Below are 20,803 nucleotides of genomic sequence, written 5' to 3' on the forward strand. Positions count from 1 at the left end.
GGCGTTTTCGTTCAGCCGGGGCTAGTTACGCCTTGGCTTTCTTGGCAGCACGGGTACGCTCGCCTTCGTCGAGGATCTTCTTGCGAAGACGGATCGACTTAGGGGTGACTTCGCACAGCTCGTCGTCCTGGATGAATTCCAAAGCCTGTTCCAGGGTGAAGCGAACAGGTGGAACCAGAGCGATGGTCTCGTCTTTGCCCGAAGCACGCATGTTATCGAGCTTCTTGCCTTTGGTTGGGTTGACGCCCATGTCGTTGTCGCGGCTGTTCAAGCCAACGATCTGACCGTTGTAGATCTCCTGACCGTGCTCGACGAACAGCTTGCCGCGCGCCTGCAGGGTTTCCAGGGAGTAGGTCAGTGCCTTACCGGTTTCAACCGATACCAGAACGCCGTTTTGACGACCGGACATGTCGCCGGACTTCATGGTGTCGTAGCGGTCGAAGATCGAGGTCAGGATGCCAGCACCGTTGGTCAGGGTCAGGAACTGGTTACGGAAACCAATCAGGCCACGAGCAGGGATGTTGTATTCCAGACGCACACGGCCTTTGCCATCCGGCACCATGTTGGTCAGGTCGCCCTTACGCAGACCCATCTCTTCCATGACCTTGCCCTGGGATTCTTCCGGGGTATCGATGGTCACGTTTTCAAACGGTTCCTGCTTCACGCCGTCTACCTGACGGATGATCACTTCAGGACGACCGACACCCATTTCGAAGCCTTCGCGACGCATGGTTTCGATCAGTACCGACAAGTGCAGCTCACCACGGCCCGAGACCTTGAACTTGTCAGCCGAGTCGCCTTCTTCAACGCGCAGAGCAACGTTGTACAGCAGCTCTTTGTCCAGACGCTCCTTGATGTTACGGGAGGTCACGAACTTGCCTTCTTTACCGCAGAACGGCGAGTCGTTGACCTGGAAGGTCATCGAAACGGTCGGTTCGTCAACGGTCAGCGGCTTCATCGCTTCAACTGCGTCCGGGTGGCACAGAGTGTCGGAGATGAACAGCGAGTCCATACCGCTGATGCAGACGATGTCGCCAGCGGCAGCTTCTTCTACGTCGATGCGGTGCAGACCGTGGTGACCCATCAGTTTCAGGATACGGCCGTTGCGGCGCTTGCCGTCAGCACCGATCGCGACAACCGGGGTGTTCGGCTTGACGCGGCCACGAGCGATACGGCCAACACCGATGACGCCCAGAAAGCTGTTGTAGTCCAGTGCCGAGATTTGCATCTGGAACGGACCATCACGGTCGACTTTCGGCGCAGGTACGTTGTCGACGATCGACTGGTACAGCGGGGTCATGTCTTCAGCCATGTCGGTGTGATCCAGACCGGCAATGCCGTTCAGGGCCGAGGCGTAAACGACTTTGAAGTCCAGCTGTTCTTCGGTGGCACCGAGGTTGTCGAACAGGTCGAAGATCTGGTCCAGAACCCAGTCCGGACGCGCGCCTGGACGGTCAACCTTGTTGATGCACACGATCGGACGCAGGCCGGCTTCGAAAGCCTTCTTGGTCACGAAACGGGTTTGCGGCATAGGGCCGTCTTGAGCGTCGACCAGCAGCAGAACGGAGTCAACCATCGACATCACGCGCTCTACTTCACCACCGAAGTCGGCGTGGCCCGGGGTGTCAACGATGTTGATGTGGTAGCCATTCCAGTTGATCGCGGTGTTCTTCGCGAGAATGGTAATACCGCGCTCTTTTTCCTGGTCGTTGGAGTCCATCACGCGTTCGTCGTTGAGCTCGTTGCGCTCAAGGGTGCCGGACTGGCGCAGAAGCTTGTCGACGAGGGTAGTTTTACCGTGGTCAACGTGAGCAATGATGGCGATGTTGCGTAGATTTTCGATCACTTGTGTATCTCGATCAGAGGATTCGGTCAGCTGTCTGATTGTAGGCAGCTATGAACGGTGGAGCCGGCGAAAGCCGTTACGGCTGACGACTGGTGTCGGGGGGCCGGTGACGCAAGCCACAGGCAAACAGCCCCGGGCACTTAGCTCGGTCGATAAACGCGCACATTGGCATGCCCCTCACTGAGCAGATGATGAGCATGCAGGCGACTCATGACGCCTTTGTCGCAATAGAGCAGGTACTGGCGCGTGTCATCCAGTTCCTTGAAACGGCTGTTCAATGCAAAGAACGGCAGCGTTTGTACTTCGACGCCAGTCAGCGCCAGCGGGCGGTCTTCTGCTTCATCCGGGTGACGGATGTCGATGACCACTTGCCCCGCCAGCGCCTGACTGACTTCTTCAATCTGAACGTCCTGGCCCAATTCCTCGATCACGCGATCGATCGGTACCAGACGAGCGTTTTCCAGCGCACGTTCGAGCACGGCCATGTCGAACGATTTTTCTTCGTGCTCGACCCGATTGCGCTTGGCGGCGGTCTTCGGATTCACCGAAATCACACCGCAGTATTCGGGCATGTGCCGGGCAAAATCGCCGGTGCCGATCTGATCGGCCAGGTCGATGATGTCCTGCTTGTGACTGGCGATCAGCGGTCGCAGGACCAGCTTCTCCGTCACGCAATCAATGACCGACAGGTTGGGCAGCGTCTGGCTGGACACTTGGGAAATCGCCTCGCCGGTCACCAGCGCGTCGATTTCCAGCCGGTCGGCAATGTTGGTCGCAGCGCGCAACATCATACGCTTCAATACTACGCCCATATGACTGTTATCGACTTTTCCGAGAATTTCTCCCAGAACTTCCTCGAACGGTACGCTCACGAACAGCACCCGCTGGGAGCTGCCGTACTTCTTCCAGATGAAGTGCGCGACTTCCATCACGCCCAGCTCGTGGGCACGTCCGCCCAGATTGAAGAAGCAGAAATGGCTCATCAGGCCGCGACGCATGATCTGGTACGCGGCCACGGTTGAGTCAAAGCCACCGGACATCAGGATCAGGGTCTGTTCAAGCGAACCCAGCGGATAACCGCCGATGCCGTTGTGCTGGCTGTGGATCACGAACAGGCGCTGGTCCCGAATCTCGATTCTGACCTCGACTTCCGGGGCTTTCAGCGAAATGCCGGCGGCGTTGCATTCACGACGCAGCTTGCTGCCGACGTACTTCTCGACGTCCATGGAGCTGAAGTCATGATGGCCCGCACGCTTGCAGCGCACCCCGAAAATCTTGCCGGGGAGCGCGTCGCCGAAGTGCAGCTTGCACTTCTCGTAGATGTCTTCCATGTCGCCCAGCGGATACTGGTCAACCTGCAGAAAGTGCGTGATGCCGGGCATGCAGCTGAGCCGCTCGGTCATCTCGCGCAGGACTTTGGCATCCTCGACCCTGGTTTCGACCTCAAGGTTGTCCCACACACCATCCACCACCAACGCCGGGTCCAGATCGCGGAGCACCGTACGGATGTTCTTGGCCAGCTGTTTGATGAAGCGCTTGCGCACAGGCCGGCTTTTGATAGTGATTTCTGGGAAGACTTTGACGATTAATTTCATGAAAACAGCGCGCTAGGTCCCGGTCGAAAAAGGGGGGCGCGGATTATAGCGGAAATTGCTCAAGGTTTAACCAGTTATCGTACGGCCAATCGTCCGCGCACCAAAACGGCCCTGTATACAATTACTTGGCACCATAAGGGTGCGCCGGTTTTCGAATATGCGACGTTTAACGCGCTTAAAGTTAGCTATTCCCGCGGAAAACCCAACACAGGGCACTGGCATGCAAATTGCTCCCTTGTGAGGCAGGTTGCCTTGGTCGAGTATCGCGCCCGGCATCACCCAAATTGAAGGGCCAACCACTACTCAGGCCCTAATCCACCCCGGAGGACAACATGTCGAAGTCGGTTCAACTCATCAAAGATCATGACGTTAAGTGGATTGATCTGCGCTTCACGGACACCAAAGGCACTCAGCACCACGTGACCATGCCGGCCCGCGATGCGCTGGAAGACGACTTCTTCGAAGTCGGCAAAATGTTCGACGGTTCCTCCATCTCGGGCTGGAAAGGTATTGAAGCCTCCGACATGATCCTGCTGCCGGACGACGAAACCGCCGTGCTGGATCCGTTCACCGAAGAGCCTACCCTGATCCTGGTTTGCGACATCATCGAACCTTCGACCATGCAAGGTTATGATCGCGACCCACGCGCCATTGCTCACCGCGCCGAGGAATACCTGAAGTCGACCGGTATCGGTGACACTGTATTCGCCGGCCCTGAGCCAGAATTCTTCATCTTCGACGAAGTGAAATTCAAGTCCGACATCTCCGGCTCCATGTTCAAAATCTACTCCGAACAAGGTTCGTGGATGTCCGACGCCGACATCGAAGGCGGTAACAAGGGCCACCGTCCAGGCATCAAAGGCGGCTACTTCCCGGTTCCACCGTTCGACCACGACCACGAAATCCGCACCGCAATGTGCAACGCCCTGGAAGAAATGGGCCAGGTCGTCGAAGTTCACCACCACGAAGTGGCAACCGCAGGCCAGAACGAAATCGGCGTGAAATTCAACACGCTGGTTAAAAAGGCTGACGAAGTTCAGACCCTGAAATACGTCGTGCACAACGTTGCCGACGCTTACGGCCGCACCGCTACCTTCATGCCCAAGCCTCTCTACGGCGATAACGGTTCGGGTATGCACGTTCACATGTCCATCTCCAAAGATGGCAAGAACACCTTCGCAGGCGAAGGTTATGCCGGCCTGTCCGACACCGCTCTGTACTTCATCGGCGGCATCATCAAGCACGGCAAGGCCCTGAACGGCTTCACCAACCCGGCAACCAACTCGTACAAGCGTCTGGTTCCAGGCTTCGAAGCGCCGGTCATGCTGGCCTACTCGGCGCGTAACCGTTCGGCATCGATCCGTATTCCTTACGTCAACAGCCCGAAAGGCCGTCGTATCGAAGCACGTTTCCCGGACCCGGCAGCCAACCCGTACCTGGCCTTCGCTGCCCTGTTGATGGCTGGCCTGGACGGCATCCAGAACAAGATCCACCCTGGCGATGCGGCTGACAAAAACCTGTACGACCTGCCGCCTGAAGAGGCGAAAGAGATCCCGCAAGTTTGCGGCAGCCTGAAGGAAGCCCTGGAAGAGCTGGACAAAGGTCGTGCGTTCCTGACCAAAGGCGGCGTATTCAGCGACGACTTCATCGACGCTTACATCGCGTTGAAGTCCGAAGAAGAAATCAAAGTGCGCACGTTCGTACACCCACTGGAATACGAGCTGTACTACAGCTGCTGATCCAGTCGCGCCGGCGAGAGCCGCGTGAACAAAAGGCCTCCTTTGGGAGGCCTTTTTGCAATATGTGGAAAACAAACTTGGATCAAATGGCCTGAACCTCGTCTGCAATCAAACCGGACGTTACTCCACCATCGAAGTAACATCCTTGGCACTCACTAATGTATTCCAGCTCCAAACGAACCAGGAGCTAACGAAGGCGTAAACACCCTCTACCCAGCTCTACATTTTTGCGGAATCCCATTCGCACGCTTTAAGCCGTGCCACGGTGGTGCCGCTTTTATCATGCCTATCGATTTCCCCGTTCAAGTCCAGCTGGATATGAACCTCAAACCAGCCTGGCTTGATACTCACACAGTGCCTCCGTCCTCCTGTATTTTTCCACCAGTTGAACTCCATAAAATAATCATCGCCTGGGAACAAGTGTCCCACATCATACGCTACACCCCCAGGCTTCATCCCACCCTTATAAATCTCGTCCTGAACATTCCATATATACCTAATCTCTCCTACACCTTCGGCAGGATACCTAACCGTAACCGATGGACAAACAGCCTTAAAAATCAGATTGCCAAACAATAAAATCAGCAACGCGTAAAAAAACAACCTGAATTTCTTTTTAGGTTTGCTCACATTTATGCACCTGTGCTCCATCCCCCCAAAGAGTCGGCTCAAAGGCCAAAACTTCATCCATAATCAAACCGGCCGTTACTCCACCTTCCCAATATTCTCCAGCCAGCTTAATTCCAATGCTGATGGAGACTCTATCAGCGACATCATCCCACGACCGCAACGAAGTCCGAGGGGTGGCTGTAGCATGAGGTCCCGGAAGCTCCCATTCGTTCCCAGGCTTATTCCACACCTCTTTTACTTTCCTGAGAGTGTCTTAGGCAATCTGCTCAAGGCCGGCACCGTCCAACAATGAACTTTCGGAAATCCCACCGATAGTCCCTACATACCCATAATGGATGTTCGACCATATATCATAGTAATAGTCGTACTCACCGTGCTTATGCCAAACACCTCCGAAACTTTTACGGATTATCGGCTTATGATCCCATGGCCGATTCTGCCCCACCCGCTCGGCCCACAACGCAAATGCCTCAGCTTTTTTCGCTAGCTCGATGGCATTGAAGTTAGGCACATGCCCCATCGTCAGATAAAACGGCTGTTGAAAGTATTTTTTGGTCTCTTTTACCGCCTCATAACTATTCAACTCCCTCATCTTCAAAACCGAAGGATGGCGAATATTGCCATTCATCTCATCGGCAATGTAACCGGCAAGTTCATGCATACGATCAGGATGAGGACAACTTGCCGTCACGGATCATCTTCACAAATACGCTCGTATCCATTGAGCGTAAAGCTAGGTGAACCCGCCAGAACTTCTCCGCCGCACGAAGTTTTGTCACCGCGTACAAGAAAATACCCTTCCATTTTTATTTCCTTCCTTTGTTGGGTTATACGTCCTTCCAACCTGGAGGCGCTGTCCTGGGAGCGTCAGTTTGCCTCAGCAGATCGCGCGTCGCCCGTGGGCATCGCAAACCGGAATTCAGCCAAGTCGCTTGATTGTCATCCTTGATGAACAGTTAAAGCGTCCTACCGTATGACCCACCACGTCAGATGAAGCCGATATAGAGCGAGGGCTTTTCTGTCAGATGCAGTTAGTATCCAAGTAGGTAAATTCACGCCAAGTTAGCGGATAGCGACTAACTGATCTGTAGGACGCATCCGATTTTGTGTGTGTGATTGAACAGACGTCCTTCGGGAGGCCTTTTTTGTTACTGGGCGCGTATTGCTCGGTCGCCATACAGCTATAAACATGTACCGCAGATGGGAACGACGTTTCCGGCAACCTTGTGTTTCTGTCTTCAAAACACAAGGATTTCGTTCATGTTCAACGTCACCCCCGCTTGCCTGCTGCTGGCGATGATCGCCCTTGGCGGATGCGCCACCGCGCAAACGTCCAGCTCCGTTCCGGTCTCAACGGTCCAGTCCACTCTGCTGCTCAAAAGCTCAAGTTCCTGGGACGGAACAGCCTATGACGCTTACCCCGTCGGCAAGCCTGAGCTGACTGTCCTCAACATCAAAATCCCCGCCAACACCGCACTCACATGGCACGAGCACCCGATGCCGAATGCGGCCTATGTCGTGTCCGGCAATCTCAGGGTGGAAACCCGCGAAGGCGATAAATCGATTCTGCTCAAGCCAGGGGATGTGCTGCCTGAGATGGTCGACAGGCAGCATCGAGGCCTGACGGGGGACACCGCAGTGGAACTCGTCGTTTTTTATGCCGGAACACAGGGAATGCCACTTTCTACCAGCCAAAATGTTAAACAGTGATCGCTTGGTCATACGTGAGGACATGACAATGCTTAAACAGCTCCAACTCGCTGCCTTGGCCTGCGGCCTGGTGTCGACCGGGCTTCACGCGACTCCTGCTCAGCAGCCTCCCGCACAGCTTCAACCGCTCATCGCAGCCATGGAGCAACGCTTGGAAATCGCCAATGACGTGGCGCGCAGCAAATGGCACAGCGGCAAGCCGGTTCAGGACAATGAGCGCGAGCGCCAGGTGATTCAGAACGCCGAGTCACGGGCGAGTGAATTCAAGCTGGGCGCCGACGACGTACGCGATTTCATGACCGCCCAGATGGAAGCCAACAAAATGGTGCAATACGCGCGCCTCGAACAGTGGCGCGACACCGGTCACTCTCCGGAGAAGCCAGACGTCAACCTGACCGATGGCATCCGCGGTCGGCTGGATACGCTGCTGCCGGTGTTGATGCAAAGTTACTCGGCGTTTCAGCCTTACCGCAGCGATGCCAAATGCGCTGGCTGGGTGCAGTCGGAAATCCAGCGACAGGCAAGTGATCCCGTCATTGAGACCGCGCTGCAACGGGCGGGAGGCGACCTCTGCCGGACCACACCAAGCCCGTGAGCGGGTGCGCAGGTCCGCTTCTCAAATGACACCGTCGATCAGTATTCCTCTATGCTGACCCGTGCCGCGTCATGGATTTAGCGCGGCACCATTGTTGGTTGTCCTGATCGCTGCACCGGAGTGTTCATGCGTCAATGTCTTGCCCTTCTGTTGCTGGTATTTGCGCTGCCCGCTGCCGCGCAGATCTACAAATACACCGATGCCTCCGGGAACACGGCGTACAGCAACCAGCCGCCGAACGGTACCAAAGCCGAAACTGTCGAGCTGCCGCCGCTCAACAGTGTCGAGACCGTCGTCCCTGCACCGCCGCCGCCACTGCCCGCGACGCAGAACCAGAACCAAAACCAAAACCAAACCCGGGACCAGCAAAGCGCCGCCACCTATCAGGTGCTCGCGCTGAAAGACCTGCACCAGGACGAAGCGCTTCGTGCCAATAACGGCTCGTTCACTGTTGGCGTGGCCATAGAGCCCCGTTTGCAGCCCGGGCATTTGTTGCAGTTGGTGGTGGACGGCGCACCCTATGGCCAGCCCACCAATATTCCGCGGCTGCAGGTCATGGAGCTTGATCGGGGCGAACACAGCTTTTCTGTTCAGGTGCTGGAAAATCGGCGTTCGATCCAGCAAAGCGAGACGGTCAATCTGACAGTGCAGCGAGTCCATGTCGGCCGGCCTTAAATACGTCTACCAGTTGGCCGTCGCTCTGTGCCTGCTGTTCAGCGTGAGCCAGGCCGTTTTGGCGGAGGTGTATACCTACGTCGATGCAGACGGCAATCGGGTCTTCACCGATCAGCCTCACCGCAATGCGAAGAAGGTCGACATAGCGCCGACCAACCGGGTCGATCAGCCCACGAAGGCGCCCACTCGGGCATCCACACCGAAGCCAGCGGCGAGACCCATCTTCCATTATCAGTTGCTGCGCATTCTGGCGCCGGAACCCGACAGCACGATCCGCGATATTGAAGGCAATCTGAATGTCACCGTCAGCAATGATCCCGAGTTGCAGCCGGATCATTTGTACAGGTTACTGCTCGACAGCAAACCCTACGGCGAGCCGACGCGCAGCCCGGTTTTCCCGCTGACGAACATCGACCGTGGCACTCACCAGCTGTCCGTAGAGATCATTGATCAGTACGGGCGAGTGCTGGAGCGAACACCCAATCAACCCTTTCACCTGATACGCATCTCTCTGGCCCAGAAGCGGCTCGCACAGCCCTGTAAAAACGATGATTACGGTGTGCGCCCCGAATGCCCTATCAAGGACAAGCCGGAAGAAGAATCGAGTTTCTTTTCGTTCTTCCGCTAAACCCTGCCCGACCGGCTATGCTCTATTCTGGTGCACAACCTGAACGAGCTTTCGCATGTAAAGCCCATTTTGGTTCGGCGTTCAGGAATCCATGCACTGTCGCCGGGCCTGCCGTCCAAAAAACGTTCGTAATTCCTCAATCCGCGCTTCTTTTCGGAGCCTTGGTTTGGTTTTTGCATTTTGTAATGAATGCGCGAGCACACCACACGTTCTGGCGGTTCCATACGCTGGCAAAGACCAATCAGAGCCTGCACTCACGGCCCAGCCCGAGTGCATAGAGCCAAAAGAGGTCACCGGGATTCATGACTATCAGCGATGCGTTGCATCGGTTGTTACTCGACAACCTGACCACTGCCACGATTCTGCTCAACTCGGACCTGCGCCTCGAGTACATGAATCCTGCCGCTGAAATGCTGCTGGCCATCAGTGGTCAACGTAGCCACGGCCAATTCATCAGCGAGCTGTTCACTGAATCTGCCGAAGCGCTCAGTTCGCTTCGTCAGGCGGTGGAACAGGCGCACCCGTTCACGAAACGTGAAGCGATGCTGACCGCCCTCACCGGCCAGACGTTGACGGTCGATTACGCCGTCACCCCGATTCTTTCCCAGGCCGAGACCATGCTGCTGCTGGAAGTCCACCCCCGTGATCGCTTGCTGCGGATCACCAAGGAAGAGGCTCAGTTGTCCAAGCAGGAGACCACCAAAATGCTGGTGCGTGGCCTGGCCCATGAAATCAAGAACCCCCTCGGCGGGATTCGCGGCGCCGCGCAGTTGCTGGCACGCGAGCTGCCGGAGGAGAGCCTCAAGGACTACACCAACGTCATCATCGAAGAAGCCGACCGCTTGCGTAATCTGGTCGACCGCATGCTGGGCTCGAACAAGCTGCCGATGCTGGCGATGACCAACGTGCATGAAGTGCTCGAGCGCGTGTGCAGCCTGGTCGAAGCCGAAAGCCAGGGATGCATCACTATCGTGCGCGACTACGACCCGAGCATTCCCGATGTGCTGATTGACCGCGAGCAGATGATTCAGGCCGTGCTCAATATCGTGCGCAACGCCATGCAGGCCATCAGCAGCCAGAACGAGCTGCGTCTGGGCCGCATCAGCCTGCGCACGCGTGCCATGCGCCAGTTCACCATCGGCCATGTGCGCCATCGTCTGGTCAGCAAGATCGAAATCATCGACAACGGCCCCGGCATTCCGCCGGAGCTGCAAGAAACCATTTTTTACCCCATGGTCAGCGGCCGCCCGGATGGCACCGGGCTGGGCCTTGCCATTACCCAGAACATCATCAGTCAGCACCAGGGGCTGATCGAGTGTGATAGCCACCCTGGCCATACAACATTCTCGATCTTCCTGCCGCTGGAACAAGGAGCAGCGTCGACATGAGCCGTAGTGAAACTGTCTGGATCGTCGATGACGACCGTTCCATCCGCTGGGTACTGGAGAAAGCCCTGCAGCAAGAGGGCATGACCACGCAGAGTTTCGACAGCGCCGATGGCGTGATGAGCCGCCTGGCCCGTCAGCAACCGGACGTGATCATTTCCGACATCCGCATGCCCGGCGCCAGCGGCCTGGACTTGCTGGCGCGCATTCGCGAACAGCATCCACGCCTGCCGGTCATTATCATGACCGCTCACTCGGACCTAGACAGCGCCGTGGCGTCCTATCAGGGCGGTGCGTTCGAGTACCTGCCAAAGCCGTTCGACGTTGACGAAGCCGTTTCGCTGGTCAAACGCGCCAATCAGCACGCTCAGGAGCAGCAGGGCCTGGCCGTTCCGCCAACCTTGACCCGCACCCCGGAAATCATCGGCGAAGCGCCGGCGATGCAGGAGGTGTTTCGCGCCATCGGCCGCTTGAGCCACTCCAACATCACCGTGCTGATCAACGGCGAGTCCGGGACCGGTAAAGAGCTGGTTGCCCACGCCCTGCACCGCCACAGCCCACGCTCGGCTTCGCCGTTCATTGCGCTGAACATGGCGGCGATTCCGAAAGACTTGATGGAGTCCGAGCTGTTCGGCCACGAAAAAGGCGCGTTCACCGGCGCGGCGAACCTGCGTCGTGGGCGTTTCGAGCAAGCCGACGGTGGCACCCTGTTTCTCGATGAAATCGGCGACATGCCGGCCGATACCCAAACCCGGTTGCTGCGTGTCTTGGCTGACGGCGAGTTCTACCGCGTTGGCGGCCACGTGCCGGTCAAAGTCGACGTGCGCATCATTGCGGCGACCCACCAGAATCTGGAAACCCTGGTCCAGGCCGGCAAGTTCCGCGAAGACTTGTTCCACCGCCTGAACGTGATCCGCATTCACATCCCGCGCATGTCCGACCGTCGCGAAGACATTCCGACGCTGGCGCGCCACTTCCTCAGCCGCGCTGCGCAGGAACTGGCGGTTGAGCCCAAGCTGCTGAAGGCGGAAACCGAGGAATACCTCAAGCACCTGCCGTGGCCGGGCAACGTCCGTCAGCTGGAAAACACCTGTCGCTGGATCACGGTGATGGCGTCGGGCCGCGAAGTGCATGTCAGCGATCTGCCACCTGAACTGCTGAGTCTGCCCCAGGACGCTGCCCCGGTGACCAACTGGGAACAAGCGCTGCGCCAATGGGCCGATCAGGCGCTGGCCCGCGGTCAATCCAGCCTGCTGGACAGTGCCGTGCCGACGTTCGAACGCATCATGATCGAGACCGCGCTCAAGCACACCGCCGGCCGTCGTCGCGACGCCGCCGTGCTGCTGGGCTGGGGCCGCAATACCTTGACCCGCAAGATCAAGGAGTTGGGTATGAAGATAGATGGCGGGGATGACGACGAGGGTGACGAGGGCTAAGCCCTGCGATAGGCAGCAGCGCCTGCCTGCGATGGCGTCAGTCGAAAGACGGATTCGCCGCAGGCAGGACGCCATCGCGGGCAAGGACGCCCACGATGGCTGCGGGTTTACTCAGCCGAAGATGGCTTCTCCCACAGATTAATCCCGCCTTCCACCGCAAACCGGTCGATCTCGGCCAGTTCTTCCTGACTGAACTCAAGATTGTCGAGGGCCCCGACGTTCTCGATGATCTGCTCCGGACGGCTTGCACCGATCAGTGCGGACGTGACGCGCGGATCGCGCAGTGTCCAGGCCAGTGCCATCTGCGCCAGGCTCTGACCGCGACGCTTGGCGATCTCGTTCAGCGCACTCACGTGCTCGATGTTCTGCTCCGACAAATGCCCCGCCTGTAACGAGCCGCCACCGGGACGGTTGACCCGTGCGTCTTTTGGAATGCCGTTCAGGTATTTATCCGACAGCAGCCCCTGGGCCAGCGCGGTGAATGCAATGACGCCCGAGCCGAGTTCTTCGGTGGTGTCCAGCAGGTCTTTTTCCACCCAGCGATTGAGCAGGTTATAGGCCGGCTGATGAATCAGCAGCGGCACTTTCCACTCTTTCAGCAAGCCTGCGATTTCTCGGGTTTTGGCGCCCGAATACGACGAAATCCCGATATACAGCGCTTTGCCCTGCTGCACAGCGGTGGCCAGTGCGCTCGCGGTTTCTTCCAGCGGGGTATCAGGGTCGAAGCGGTGGGAATAAAAAATATCGACGTAGTCCAGGCCCATGCGCTGCAGGCTCTGGTCGAGGCTGGCGAGCACGTACTTGCGCGATCCGCCGCCCTGACCGTAAGGCCCTGGCCACATGTCCCAGCCGGCTTTGCTGGAGATAATCAGTTCGTCGCGGTATTGCTTGAAGTCTTCCTTGAGCAGGCGACCGAAGTTGATTTCGGCACTGCCGTACGGCGGGCCATAGTTATTGGCGAGGTCGAAGTGGTTGATACCCAGATCGAAGGCCGTGCGCAGCATCGCACGCTGGGTGTCGATCGGCGTGCTGTCACCAAAGTTGTGCCACAGACCCATGGAGAGCGCTGGCAGCACCAGGCCACTGCGGCCTACGCGACGATAGGGAATGCGTTCATAACGGTTTTCGGCAGCGATGTAAGTCATCCAGTCCTCTCTTTCTTGTATGGAAGTCAGTCACAAAACGAACCTGCGAGATTACTCGGATTTCTCTGCGGCGAGGGGGTTCAAGAGAGTGGACGAACGCTACGCTCCAGCGCTGAAGAAAAGCGACGGCCACTGCATTGTTCGCTGCAGCAGAACAATGAAGGCATTTTTGCGGCGTTTATCAACGCGGTCTGCCATGTGAAGCTGCACTCACTTTCAAATGAATCGGAGCCTCACCATGACGCAGTCCTCTCTACACATCGCCCGTCCGGTCGCCATCGTCACCGGCGCCTCCCGTGGTATCGGCGCGGAAATCGCCCGGCGCTTGAGCCACGACGGTTTCGCGGTGGTCGTGAACTACGCCAGCAGCGCGGCAGAAGCGGACGCCCTGGTTGCGCAGCTCAACGACGAGGGCGGTCAGGCCATCGCGATCAAAGCCGACGTTGCCAAGGCTGACGAGGTCCGCGAGTTGTTCGAGCAAACGGAAGCGAAGCTGGGCAAGGTCAATGTGCTGGTCAATAACGCCGGCGTCATGAAGGCACTGCCGCTGGCAGACACCAGCGATGAGCAATTCGATCAGGTGTTCAACATCAACACCCGAGGCACCTTCAACACCTTGCGCGAGGCCAGCGCGCGGATGAACGACGGCGGGCGCATCATCAATTTCTCCACCAGTGCGCTGGCGCTGAACCTGCCGGGCTATGCCATCTATAACGCGACCAAGGCGGCCGTCGAAGCCTTCACCCATGTGTTTGCCAAGGAGCTGCGCGGGCGGAATATCACGGTGAATGCCGTCGCGCCGGGGCCGGTGGCGACCGAGCTGTTCCTGCAAGGCAAAACCGAGGAGCAAATCCAGCACTTTGCCAACATGCCGCCGTTGCAGCGCCTGGGCCAGCCTGAGGATATCGCCAGCGTTGTGTCCTTTCTGGCCGGCCCGGATTCAGGCTGGGTGAATAGTCAAGTGCTGCGTGTCAATGGTGGCTTGGCCTAAATAGAAATCGAAGGTGTAAAAGCAAGCGTGCCCGCAAGGGCGTCGTGTCCGTCCCCGGTTGGGCGACTGACACGACGCCGTCGCGGGCACGCGTGTTTCTACAAAAGAAAGCGCCTTAACGCACCAGGTGCAGGAACTGAAGGTGGCGCTCGTACTGGTCGAGGATGTCGTTGATGACCTGTTCCTTGGTGTAGCCCACCAGGTCGTAGTCCTGACTGCCCTCGCTCAAGTGCACTTCGGCGCGGTAATAACGGCGGTTGTTCAGCTGTTTGGAGCCCATGCCGCCGCGTGCGAAGGACGGTGTGAAATAGCCACGCATGGTCACCTGGTACACAAACGGACGCTCTTCACCGTGGCCGATTTCCAGGCCCACCGTGTCGTTGGCGGGATCCGGCTGAGTCACGACCGTCAGGCCCTTCTCGACAAACACTGCCGTCACTTCTTCAATCGCCGGGCGTACGGTCTGGTCGAGGAAGCGGTAAACCTCATCACGGGACGGGAATGCCACGGCCTGAGTCAGACGCTGACGCCAGCCGCCACGCCGGGATCCGGAGACCGGTGCCAGTGAATACAGCTGAGCGATCTGGCGCTGGGACTCCATGTAGAACGCCTTGTGCAGCCCCCACATCATCAGCAGCAGAATCAGCGAGAACGGCAACGAAGTCAGTACCACCGCCGACTTCAGCGCATCGATGCTGCCCGAGAACAGCAAGCCGCTGGTGATCAGCGCCGTCATCACGCCCCAGAACACACGCAGCCATTTCGGGCCATCTTCGTCCGGGCTGCCGCCTTTGGCAGAAAGCGTCGACAGCACCACGGTGCCGGAGTCGGCCGAAGTCACGAAGAACACGAAGCTGATGAACACCGTCACGGCAATGACCGTCCGGCTCCATGGGTACGTCTGCAGCATCAGGTAAAGGGTCATCGACGGATCGTCGATAGCCGATTGGCCCAACGCAGCCATGCCGTGGTTCAGCACCAGGTCGATTGCGCTGTTACCGAAAATCGACATCCACGCGAGGGTGAAGCCCAGCGGGATCAGCAGCACGCCGCAGACGAATTCACGAATGGTGCGACCACGGGAGATACGCGCGATGAACAGACCCACGAACGGCGACCAGGCAATCCACCACGCCCAATAGAACACGGTCCAGCCACCCAGCCAGTCGCTCGGGCCATCGTACGCATAGACGTCGAAGCTCTTGACCGGCAACGCGCCGAGGTAATCGCCGATGTTCTGCACCAGGGTATTGAGCAGGTGCTGAGTGGGTCCGGCAAACAACACGAACAGCAGCAGCGCGCAGGCCAGCAGCATGTTGATGTCGGACATGACGCGCACGCCTTTGTCGACGCCCGCAATGGCCACCAGGATTGCCGCGCCCATCATCAGAGTGATTAAACCGACCTGAATCCATTGGGTGTGCGGCACGTTGAACAGGTAGTCCAGCCCGGAATTCAGGTGCAATACGCCAAACCCCATGTCAGCACCGAGGCCGAAGATGGTGGCGATGATGCCGAAGCCGTCGACCGCATAGCCGATCGGGCCGTTGATGCGCTTGCCGATCAGTGGATACAGCGCTGAACGCAATGCCAGCGGCAGGTTGTGGCGATAGGCGAAGTAGGCCAGCGCCATCCCGACGAAGGCGAACACGCCCCAACCGTGCAGGCCCCAATGCAGAAACAGCAGCTGCATGGCCTGACGTGCCGATTGGGTGGTCCCGCCCTCACCCTGCGGCGGCTGCAGCATGTGGGTCAGCGGCTCGGACACGCAGAAGAAGAACAGCGTGATGCTGATCCCGGCGGCGAACAGCATGCCGGCCCAGGACAGGTAGCTGAATTCGGGTTCGTCGTGGTCCGCGCCGAGCTTGATCTTGCCGTAGCCGGACAGCGCAGTGACCACAACGAACAGCAGATACAGGGTCATGGCCAGCATGTAGTACCAGCCAACAGTGTTGGCGGCCCAGTTCTGCGCGGCGAGCAACCAAGCCCCGGAGGCTTCCGGGAAGCCGATCACGACCAGTCCGAAGATCAGGATGAAGCTGGCAGCGAAGTAGAAAACAGGGCCATTCATGCGAACAGGCGAGCTGTTCGAAGCGCTTGAATTATTCATATGAATACCGCCGCGCGGGCGAGGGGATCGATCATGCAACGTAGATGCGGCAAAGGTAGGCCTCCTGAGATCAGCGGGCAGCGAACCACCGGTTTAACTTGATTGAACGTTCAATTAAAGCACGAATAGACGGCCGGAGACTAATGCACGGTGGCGTGACGCTTAATCAGGCGAGGGTAGGACGGACGACGAAAGCCTTTCGTTCCGTGGGTTCGGGAGGGTTTTCAACGCGCTTGAAAATTATGGAGGCCTTAGGTGGCGTTTGCAGACAAATCAATTGTGGGAGTGAGCTTGCTCACGAAGAGGTCGGTATATCCGCTACATTTCCAGCGGCTGGGATGCCATCTTCGTGAGCAAGCTCACTCCCACAAGGTTTGCGTTTGCTGCCTGACCGCATCGTCTGAGCAACGGGAGATGCCCTACACAGTGAATTCCGTAGGAGTCAGTGCCGCGACCTACGCTACTTCGGACAGCCATCCTCGTGCTGCAGGCTCGCCTGATTGACGTTGCTGCCCGCCGGGACGCCGCGCGTGAGCCACACGTTGCCGCCGATGGTCGAGCCCTTGCCGATGGTGATGCGCCCCAGAATCGTGGCGCCGGCATAGATCACTACATCATCTTCGACGATCGGGTGACGGGCATGGCCCTTGAGCAATTGGCCGTCTTCATCGGAGGGGAAGCGTTTGGCACCCAGGGTAACGGCCTGATAGATGCGCACACGCTCACCGATGATGGCGGTCTCGCCGATGACCACGCCGGTCCCGTGATCGATGAAGAAGCTCGGGCCGATCTGCGCGCCAGGGTGGATGTCTATGCCGGTGGCGGAATGGGCCAGTTCGGCGCTGATGCGCGCCAGCAGGGGCAAGCCGTTGTGATACAGGTGATGGGCCAGACGATGGTGAATCACCGCCAGAATGCCCGGGTAGCACAGCAACACCTCATCGACACTGCGCGCGGCGGGGTCACCGTGGTACGCCGCCAGCACGTCGGTGTCGAGGACGCGGCGAATCGTCGGCAGTGCGCTGGCGAAATCCTGAATCAGCCGTTCCGCATGCACATCCGCGCAGCTGGCATCTTGGCCTTTCTGCCGGGCGGCGTAGCGCAGTTCGAGCCGCGCCTGATCGAGCAGCGAGTTCAACGCCACGTCGAGGGTGTAGCCGACGTAGAAGTCCTCGCTCTCTTCGCGCAGGTCCACCGGCCCCAGCCGCATTGGAAATAGCGCGCCGCACAACGCATCGAGAATGTCGCGCATGGCCTCGCGGGAAGGCAGCTCGCGGCCGCCCTTCTCGCCGCTGATTCGGCCGTTGCTGGTACGCCAGTCATCACGCGCGGCGCGCAATTCGCCCACAATCCGCTGCAGTTGCCAGTGGCCGGTCACGCCCTCGGCGCAGGATTCCGGGGACAGGTCGGGAATAGTGCTCACGCAGATTTCTCCTCAATTCAACGGCGAGTCAGGCTGTAACGGCCGAAGTGGAATCACTCTACGACATCCCTTCGCGGCAAAAAAATAACTATTTTCGTGGGGCTTCTGTGCAGGGGATGGAGGACGCCGGGCGGTTGCCCTGTGGGAAACGTCTGCCTATAGTCCTGCGACTCAATTGCAGACCTGTCGACGCCACCATGATCAAACAACAGCTCGCCCGTTTTAATCGTCTGGAATTGCTCGGCGGTCCGACGCCCTTTGAAAAGCTCGAACGCCTTTCGAACTGGGCCGGGCGCGACATTTACGTGAAACGCGACGACATCACCCCGCTGGCCATGGGCGGCAACAAGCTGCGCAAGCTGGAATACCTCGCGGCCGATGCCCTGGCTCAGGGCTGTGACACGCTGATCACCGCGGGCGCCATTCAGTCCAACCACGTACGTCAGACGGCGGCCCTCGCCGCCCGCCTCGGCCTGGGTTGTGTGGCGCTGCTGGAAAACCCGATTGCAACCGACGACAGCAATTACCTGGGCAACGGCAATCGCCTGCTGCTGGATTTGTTCGATACCAAGGTCGAATTGGTCGAGAACCTCGACAACGCCGACGAGCAACTGCAAGCCCTGGCCAGCCGACTGCGGTTGAGCGGCAAGAAGCCCTACCTAGTGCCGATCGGCGGTTCGAATGCCCTCGGCGCACTGGGTTATGTGCAGGCCGGTTTTGAACTGGCCGAGCAGATCAAGCAAAGCGGCCTGTCATTCGCGGCCGTCGTGCTCGCGTCGGGCAGTGCCGGCACCCACAGCGGCCTGGCGTTGGCGCTGGCGGAAGAACTGCCTGAGCTTCCGGTGATAGGCGTGACCGTGTCGCGCCCGGAAGAAACCCAGGCGCCCAAGGTTCAGCGCCTGGCCGAGCAAACCGTCGAACTGCTGGAAGAATCGTTGCCCGCCGCATTCAAGGTGCAGCTGTGGGATGAATACTTCGGCCCACGATACGGCGAGCCGAATGCCGGGACGTTGGCGGCAATCCGGCTGGTGGCCAGTCATGAAGGGCTGCTGCTGGATCCGGTGTACACCGGCAAAGCCATGGCTGGACTGCTCGACGGCATTGGCAGGCAGCGCTTCGAAGATGGCCCGATCGTCTTTCTCCACACCGGTGGCGCGCCAGCTTTGTTTGCGTATCAAGACGTCTTTTCGGCGGGATAGGGCCTTCGTCCCGCTGCCACGCAAACCGTCGCGTGAACGCCATATTCCAGAAACTGATAAGCGATCCGCTTTTTATTATTTTTCATCGTTGGGTTCGAGTCTTATGATCGCCGCCAGCCGGCGTGCAGAGCCTTGCAGGCGACTGAAAAAGCTGGATAAACGCGTGATGCCAACGTAGCTTCGTCGGGTCTGATACTTGCCTGACATTCCAATTAAAACAGGGGACTTTCATGAACATGTCTGCAATCCGCCGCACCTTTCTGTTGTCGGCCTTTAGCCTGGTGCTGGGCACGGGTCTGGTTAGCCAGGCTGTCGCTGGCGATCAACTGGCAACCATCAAAAAGAATGGAACCCTCAATGTCGGCCTGGAAGGCACTTATCCACCCTTCAGCTTCGTGGGTGAAGACGGCAAGCTGACCGGTTTCGAAGTGGAGTTCTCCGAAGCACTGGCCAAGGAACTGGGCGTCAAGGTCAAGCTGCAGGCCACGCCGTGGGCCGGCATTCTGGCCGCACTGGAGTCCAAGCGTCTGGACATCGTGGTCAATCAGGTGACCATCTCCGACGAGCGTAAAAAGAAGTACGACTTCTCCGAACCCTACACCGTGTCGGGCATTCAAGCGCTGGTGCAAACCAAAGACGTCGGCGTGATCAAAACGGCTGCCGACCTGAAAGGCAAGAAAGTGGGTGTCGGCCTGGGCACCAACTACGAAGAATGGCTGAAAGCCAACGTGCCTGATGCCATCGTAAAAACCTACGACGATGATCCGACCAAATACCAGGACCTGCGTGTCGGCCGTATCGACGCCATCCTCGTCGACCGTCTCGCTGCGCTGGAACTGGTCGCCAAGACCAAGGACAAGCTGGCCGTTTCCGGCGAACCGTTCTCCCGTCAGGAATCCGGTATCGCACTGCGCAAGGGCGAGCCTGAACTGCTGGACGCGATCAACAAGGCCATCGACAAGCTGCGCGCCGACGGCACCCTCGCCAAGCTGTCGGACAAGTACTTCAAGGCTGACGTGACCAAATGATTCCAGAGAGCCTTCAGCTCGCGCTGGACTCCGCGCCCTTCCTGCTCAAGGGCGCGTATTACACGGTGGGCTTGAGCCTGGGGTCGATGTTTTTCGGATTGGTGCTGGGCTTCGGCCTGGCACTGATGCGTTTGTCGAAGATCTGGGTCATCAGCGCCGTCGCCAGGGTTTACGTGTCGTTCTTCCGTGGCACGCCGCTGCTCGTCCAGCTGTTCATGATCTATTACGGCTTGCCGGACCTGGGCATTGAACTGGATGCGATCACCGCAGCGCTGATCGGCCTGTCGCTGAACATGGCCGCGTATGCCTGCGAAATCCTTCGGGCCGCGATCGGTTCGGTGGACCGAGGGCAATGGGAAGCCGCTGCGAGCATTGGTATGACGCGTGCCCAGACCATGCGTCGCGCCATCCTGCCGCAAGCTGCACGCACCGCGTTGCCGCCCTTGGGCAACAGCTTTATTTCACTGGTCAAGGACACGGCGATGGCCGCCACCATTCAGGTGCCGGAAGTGTTCCGCCAGGCGCAGCTGATCTCTTCGCGGACGCTGGAGATCTTCACCATGTATTTCACCGTTGCGGTGATCTATTGGGTGCTGTGCAGCATCCTGGCGCATTTTCAAAATCGCCTGGAAGCACGGGCCAACCGCCACGATGTGGAGTCCTGAGGC

17 protein-coding genes and 1 pseudogene are annotated in these 20,803 nt (G+C 58.5%); 11 read left to right on the forward strand and 7 right to left on the reverse strand.

The window, feature by feature from the left end:
* Positions 1–25: 25 nt before the first annotated feature.
* Positions 26–1,846, reverse strand: a complete 1,821-nt coding sequence (typA, locus tag ACYASU_RS08525; protein ID WP_122536774.1) for a translational GTPase TypA — start codon at positions 1,844–1,846, stop codon at positions 26–28.
* A 140-nt stretch (positions 1,847–1,986) separates the two neighbouring features.
* Entirely contained in the window at positions 1,987–3,441 is a 1,455-nt protein-coding gene (gene thiI, locus ACYASU_RS08530) for a tRNA uracil 4-sulfurtransferase ThiI (protein ID WP_122624387.1), read from the reverse strand.
* A 332-nt stretch (positions 3,442–3,773) separates the two neighbouring features.
* Between thiI and glnA the strand changes: the two genes are divergently transcribed.
* Positions 3,774–5,180 carry a glutamate--ammonia ligase gene (gene glnA / locus ACYASU_RS08535; protein WP_037018763.1) on the forward strand — a complete coding sequence of 469 codons (1,407 nt, stop codon included), beginning with the start codon at positions 3,774–3,776 and terminating at the stop codon, positions 5,178–5,180.
* A gap of 219 nt (positions 5,181–5,399) precedes the next feature.
* Here glnA and ACYASU_RS08540 read toward each other — a convergent pair whose 3' ends face one another.
* The gene (locus ACYASU_RS08540; RefSeq protein ID WP_463582520.1) at positions 5,400–5,810 is read right to left on the reverse strand and encodes a hypothetical protein; all 411 of its coding nucleotides are present in this window, start codon (positions 5,808–5,810) and stop codon (positions 5,400–5,402) included.
* A pseudogene (locus tag ACYASU_RS08545) lies at positions 5,797–6,489 on the reverse strand (polymorphic toxin type 44 domain-containing protein); the annotation flags it as partial. The pseudogene ACYASU_RS08545 and the gene ACYASU_RS08540, both read right to left, overlap by 14 nt.
* A gap of 581 nt (positions 6,490–7,070) precedes the next feature.
* On the opposite strand from ACYASU_RS08545, the gene ACYASU_RS08550 reads away from it, so the two are divergent.
* The 6 genes from ACYASU_RS08550 (at position 7,071) to ntrC (ending at position 12,239) form a co-directional block, all read left to right on the forward strand.
* Complete coding sequence (locus ACYASU_RS08550) at positions 7,071–7,520, forward strand: cupin domain-containing protein (RefSeq protein WP_463582521.1); 450 nt, start codon at positions 7,071–7,073, stop codon at positions 7,518–7,520.
* A 28-nt stretch (positions 7,521–7,548) separates the two neighbouring features.
* On the forward strand, positions 7,549–8,115 hold the full coding sequence (locus tag ACYASU_RS08555) for a chorismate mutase (RefSeq protein WP_463582522.1): 567 nt from the start codon (positions 7,549–7,551) through the stop codon (positions 8,113–8,115).
* A 126-nt stretch (positions 8,116–8,241) separates the two neighbouring features.
* The gene (locus tag ACYASU_RS08560) at positions 8,242–8,790 is read left to right on the forward strand and encodes a DUF4124 domain-containing protein (RefSeq protein WP_463582523.1); all 549 of its coding nucleotides are present in this window, start codon (positions 8,242–8,244) and stop codon (positions 8,788–8,790) included.
* The gene (locus tag ACYASU_RS08565) at positions 8,774–9,418 is read left to right on the forward strand and encodes a DUF4124 domain-containing protein (RefSeq protein ID WP_463582524.1); all 645 of its coding nucleotides are present in this window, start codon (positions 8,774–8,776) and stop codon (positions 9,416–9,418) included. Before ACYASU_RS08560 ends, ACYASU_RS08565 begins: the two co-directional genes overlap by 17 nt.
* Before the next feature lie 302 nt (positions 9,419–9,720).
* Entirely contained in the window at positions 9,721–10,806 is a 1,086-nt protein-coding gene (glnL, locus tag ACYASU_RS08570; RefSeq protein WP_074890143.1) for a nitrogen regulation protein NR(II), read from the forward strand.
* On the forward strand, positions 10,803–12,239 hold the full coding sequence (gene ntrC, locus ACYASU_RS08575) for a nitrogen regulation protein NR(I) (protein WP_074890141.1): 1,437 nt from the start codon (positions 10,803–10,805) through the stop codon (positions 12,237–12,239). The genes glnL and ntrC overlap by 4 nt, the downstream gene beginning before the upstream one ends.
* A gap of 107 nt (positions 12,240–12,346) precedes the next feature.
* Here ntrC and mgrA read toward each other — a convergent pair whose 3' ends face one another.
* A complete protein-coding gene (gene mgrA, locus ACYASU_RS08580) occupies positions 12,347–13,384 on the reverse strand; it encodes an L-glyceraldehyde 3-phosphate reductase (RefSeq protein WP_463582525.1) in 1,038 nt (345 codons plus the stop codon).
* Between the two features lie 238 nt (positions 13,385–13,622).
* Here mgrA and ACYASU_RS08585 point away from each other — a divergent pair, with 238 nt between their 5' ends.
* A complete protein-coding gene (locus tag ACYASU_RS08585; RefSeq protein WP_463582526.1) occupies positions 13,623–14,375 on the forward strand; it encodes an SDR family oxidoreductase in 753 nt (250 codons plus the stop codon).
* A gap of 115 nt (positions 14,376–14,490) precedes the next feature.
* On the opposite strand, the gene betT is transcribed toward ACYASU_RS08585, so the two are convergent.
* A complete protein-coding gene (betT, locus tag ACYASU_RS08590; protein WP_192173016.1) occupies positions 14,491–16,485 on the reverse strand; it encodes a choline transporter BetT in 1,995 nt (664 codons plus the stop codon).
* Between the two features lie 460 nt (positions 16,486–16,945).
* Positions 16,946–17,890 carry a serine O-acetyltransferase EpsC gene (epsC, locus tag ACYASU_RS08595; protein ID WP_197983925.1) on the reverse strand — a complete coding sequence of 315 codons (945 nt, stop codon included), beginning with the start codon at positions 17,888–17,890 and terminating at the stop codon, positions 16,946–16,948.
* Between the two features lie 215 nt (positions 17,891–18,105).
* On the opposite strand from epsC, the gene ACYASU_RS08600 reads away from it, so the two are divergent.
* From ACYASU_RS08600 to tcyL, 3 genes are all read left to right on the forward strand, one after another.
* A complete protein-coding gene (locus ACYASU_RS08600) occupies positions 18,106–19,107 on the forward strand; it encodes a D-cysteine desulfhydrase (protein WP_463582527.1) in 1,002 nt (333 codons plus the stop codon).
* A 230-nt stretch (positions 19,108–19,337) separates the two neighbouring features.
* On the forward strand, positions 19,338–20,135 hold the full coding sequence (gene tcyJ / locus ACYASU_RS08605) for a cystine ABC transporter substrate-binding protein (protein ID WP_346627270.1): 798 nt from the start codon (positions 19,338–19,340) through the stop codon (positions 20,133–20,135).
* Entirely contained in the window at positions 20,132–20,800 is a 669-nt protein-coding gene (gene tcyL, locus ACYASU_RS08610) for a cystine ABC transporter permease (RefSeq protein ID WP_133775647.1), read from the forward strand. The genes tcyJ and tcyL overlap by 4 nt, the downstream gene beginning before the upstream one ends.
* Positions 20,801–20,803 lie beyond the last annotated feature (3 nt).

The sequence above is a fragment of the Pseudomonas sp. HP_12 genome, assembly GCF_055283955.1.

Excerpts from the sequence above, each read along its gene's own strand:
- thiI (WP_122624387.1), bottom strand. The coding sequence starts at position 3,441 with ATGAAATTAATCGTCAAAGTCTTCCCAGAAATCACTATCAAAAGCCGG.
- glnA (WP_037018763.1), top strand. The coding sequence starts at position 3,774 with ATGTCGAAGTCGGTTCAACTCATCAAAGATCATGACGTTAAGTGGATT.
- ACYASU_RS08550 (WP_463582521.1), top strand. The coding sequence starts at position 7,071 with ATGTTCAACGTCACCCCCGCTTGCCTGCTGCTGGCGATGATCGCCCTT.
- ACYASU_RS08555 (WP_463582522.1), top strand. The coding sequence starts at position 7,549 with ATGCTTAAACAGCTCCAACTCGCTGCCTTGGCCTGCGGCCTGGTGTCG.
- ACYASU_RS08560 (WP_463582523.1), top strand. The coding sequence starts at position 8,242 with ATGCGTCAATGTCTTGCCCTTCTGTTGCTGGTATTTGCGCTGCCCGCT.
- ACYASU_RS08565 (WP_463582524.1), top strand. The coding sequence starts at position 8,774 with ATGTCGGCCGGCCTTAAATACGTCTACCAGTTGGCCGTCGCTCTGTGC.
- glnL (WP_074890143.1), top strand. The coding sequence starts at position 9,721 with ATGACTATCAGCGATGCGTTGCATCGGTTGTTACTCGACAACCTGACC.
- ntrC (WP_074890141.1), top strand. The coding sequence starts at position 10,803 with ATGAGCCGTAGTGAAACTGTCTGGATCGTCGATGACGACCGTTCCATC.
- mgrA (WP_463582525.1), bottom strand. The coding sequence starts at position 13,384 with ATGACTTACATCGCTGCCGAAAACCGTTATGAACGCATTCCCTATCGT.
- ACYASU_RS08585 (WP_463582526.1), top strand. The coding sequence starts at position 13,623 with ATGACGCAGTCCTCTCTACACATCGCCCGTCCGGTCGCCATCGTCACC.
- betT (WP_192173016.1), bottom strand. The coding sequence starts at position 16,485 with ATGAATAATTCAAGCGCTTCGAACAGCTCGCCTGTTCGCATGAATGGC.
- ACYASU_RS08600 (WP_463582527.1), top strand. The coding sequence starts at position 18,106 with ATGATCAAACAACAGCTCGCCCGTTTTAATCGTCTGGAATTGCTCGGC.
- tcyJ (WP_346627270.1), top strand. The coding sequence starts at position 19,338 with ATGAACATGTCTGCAATCCGCCGCACCTTTCTGTTGTCGGCCTTTAGC.
- tcyL (WP_133775647.1), top strand. The coding sequence starts at position 20,132 with ATGATTCCAGAGAGCCTTCAGCTCGCGCTGGACTCCGCGCCCTTCCTG.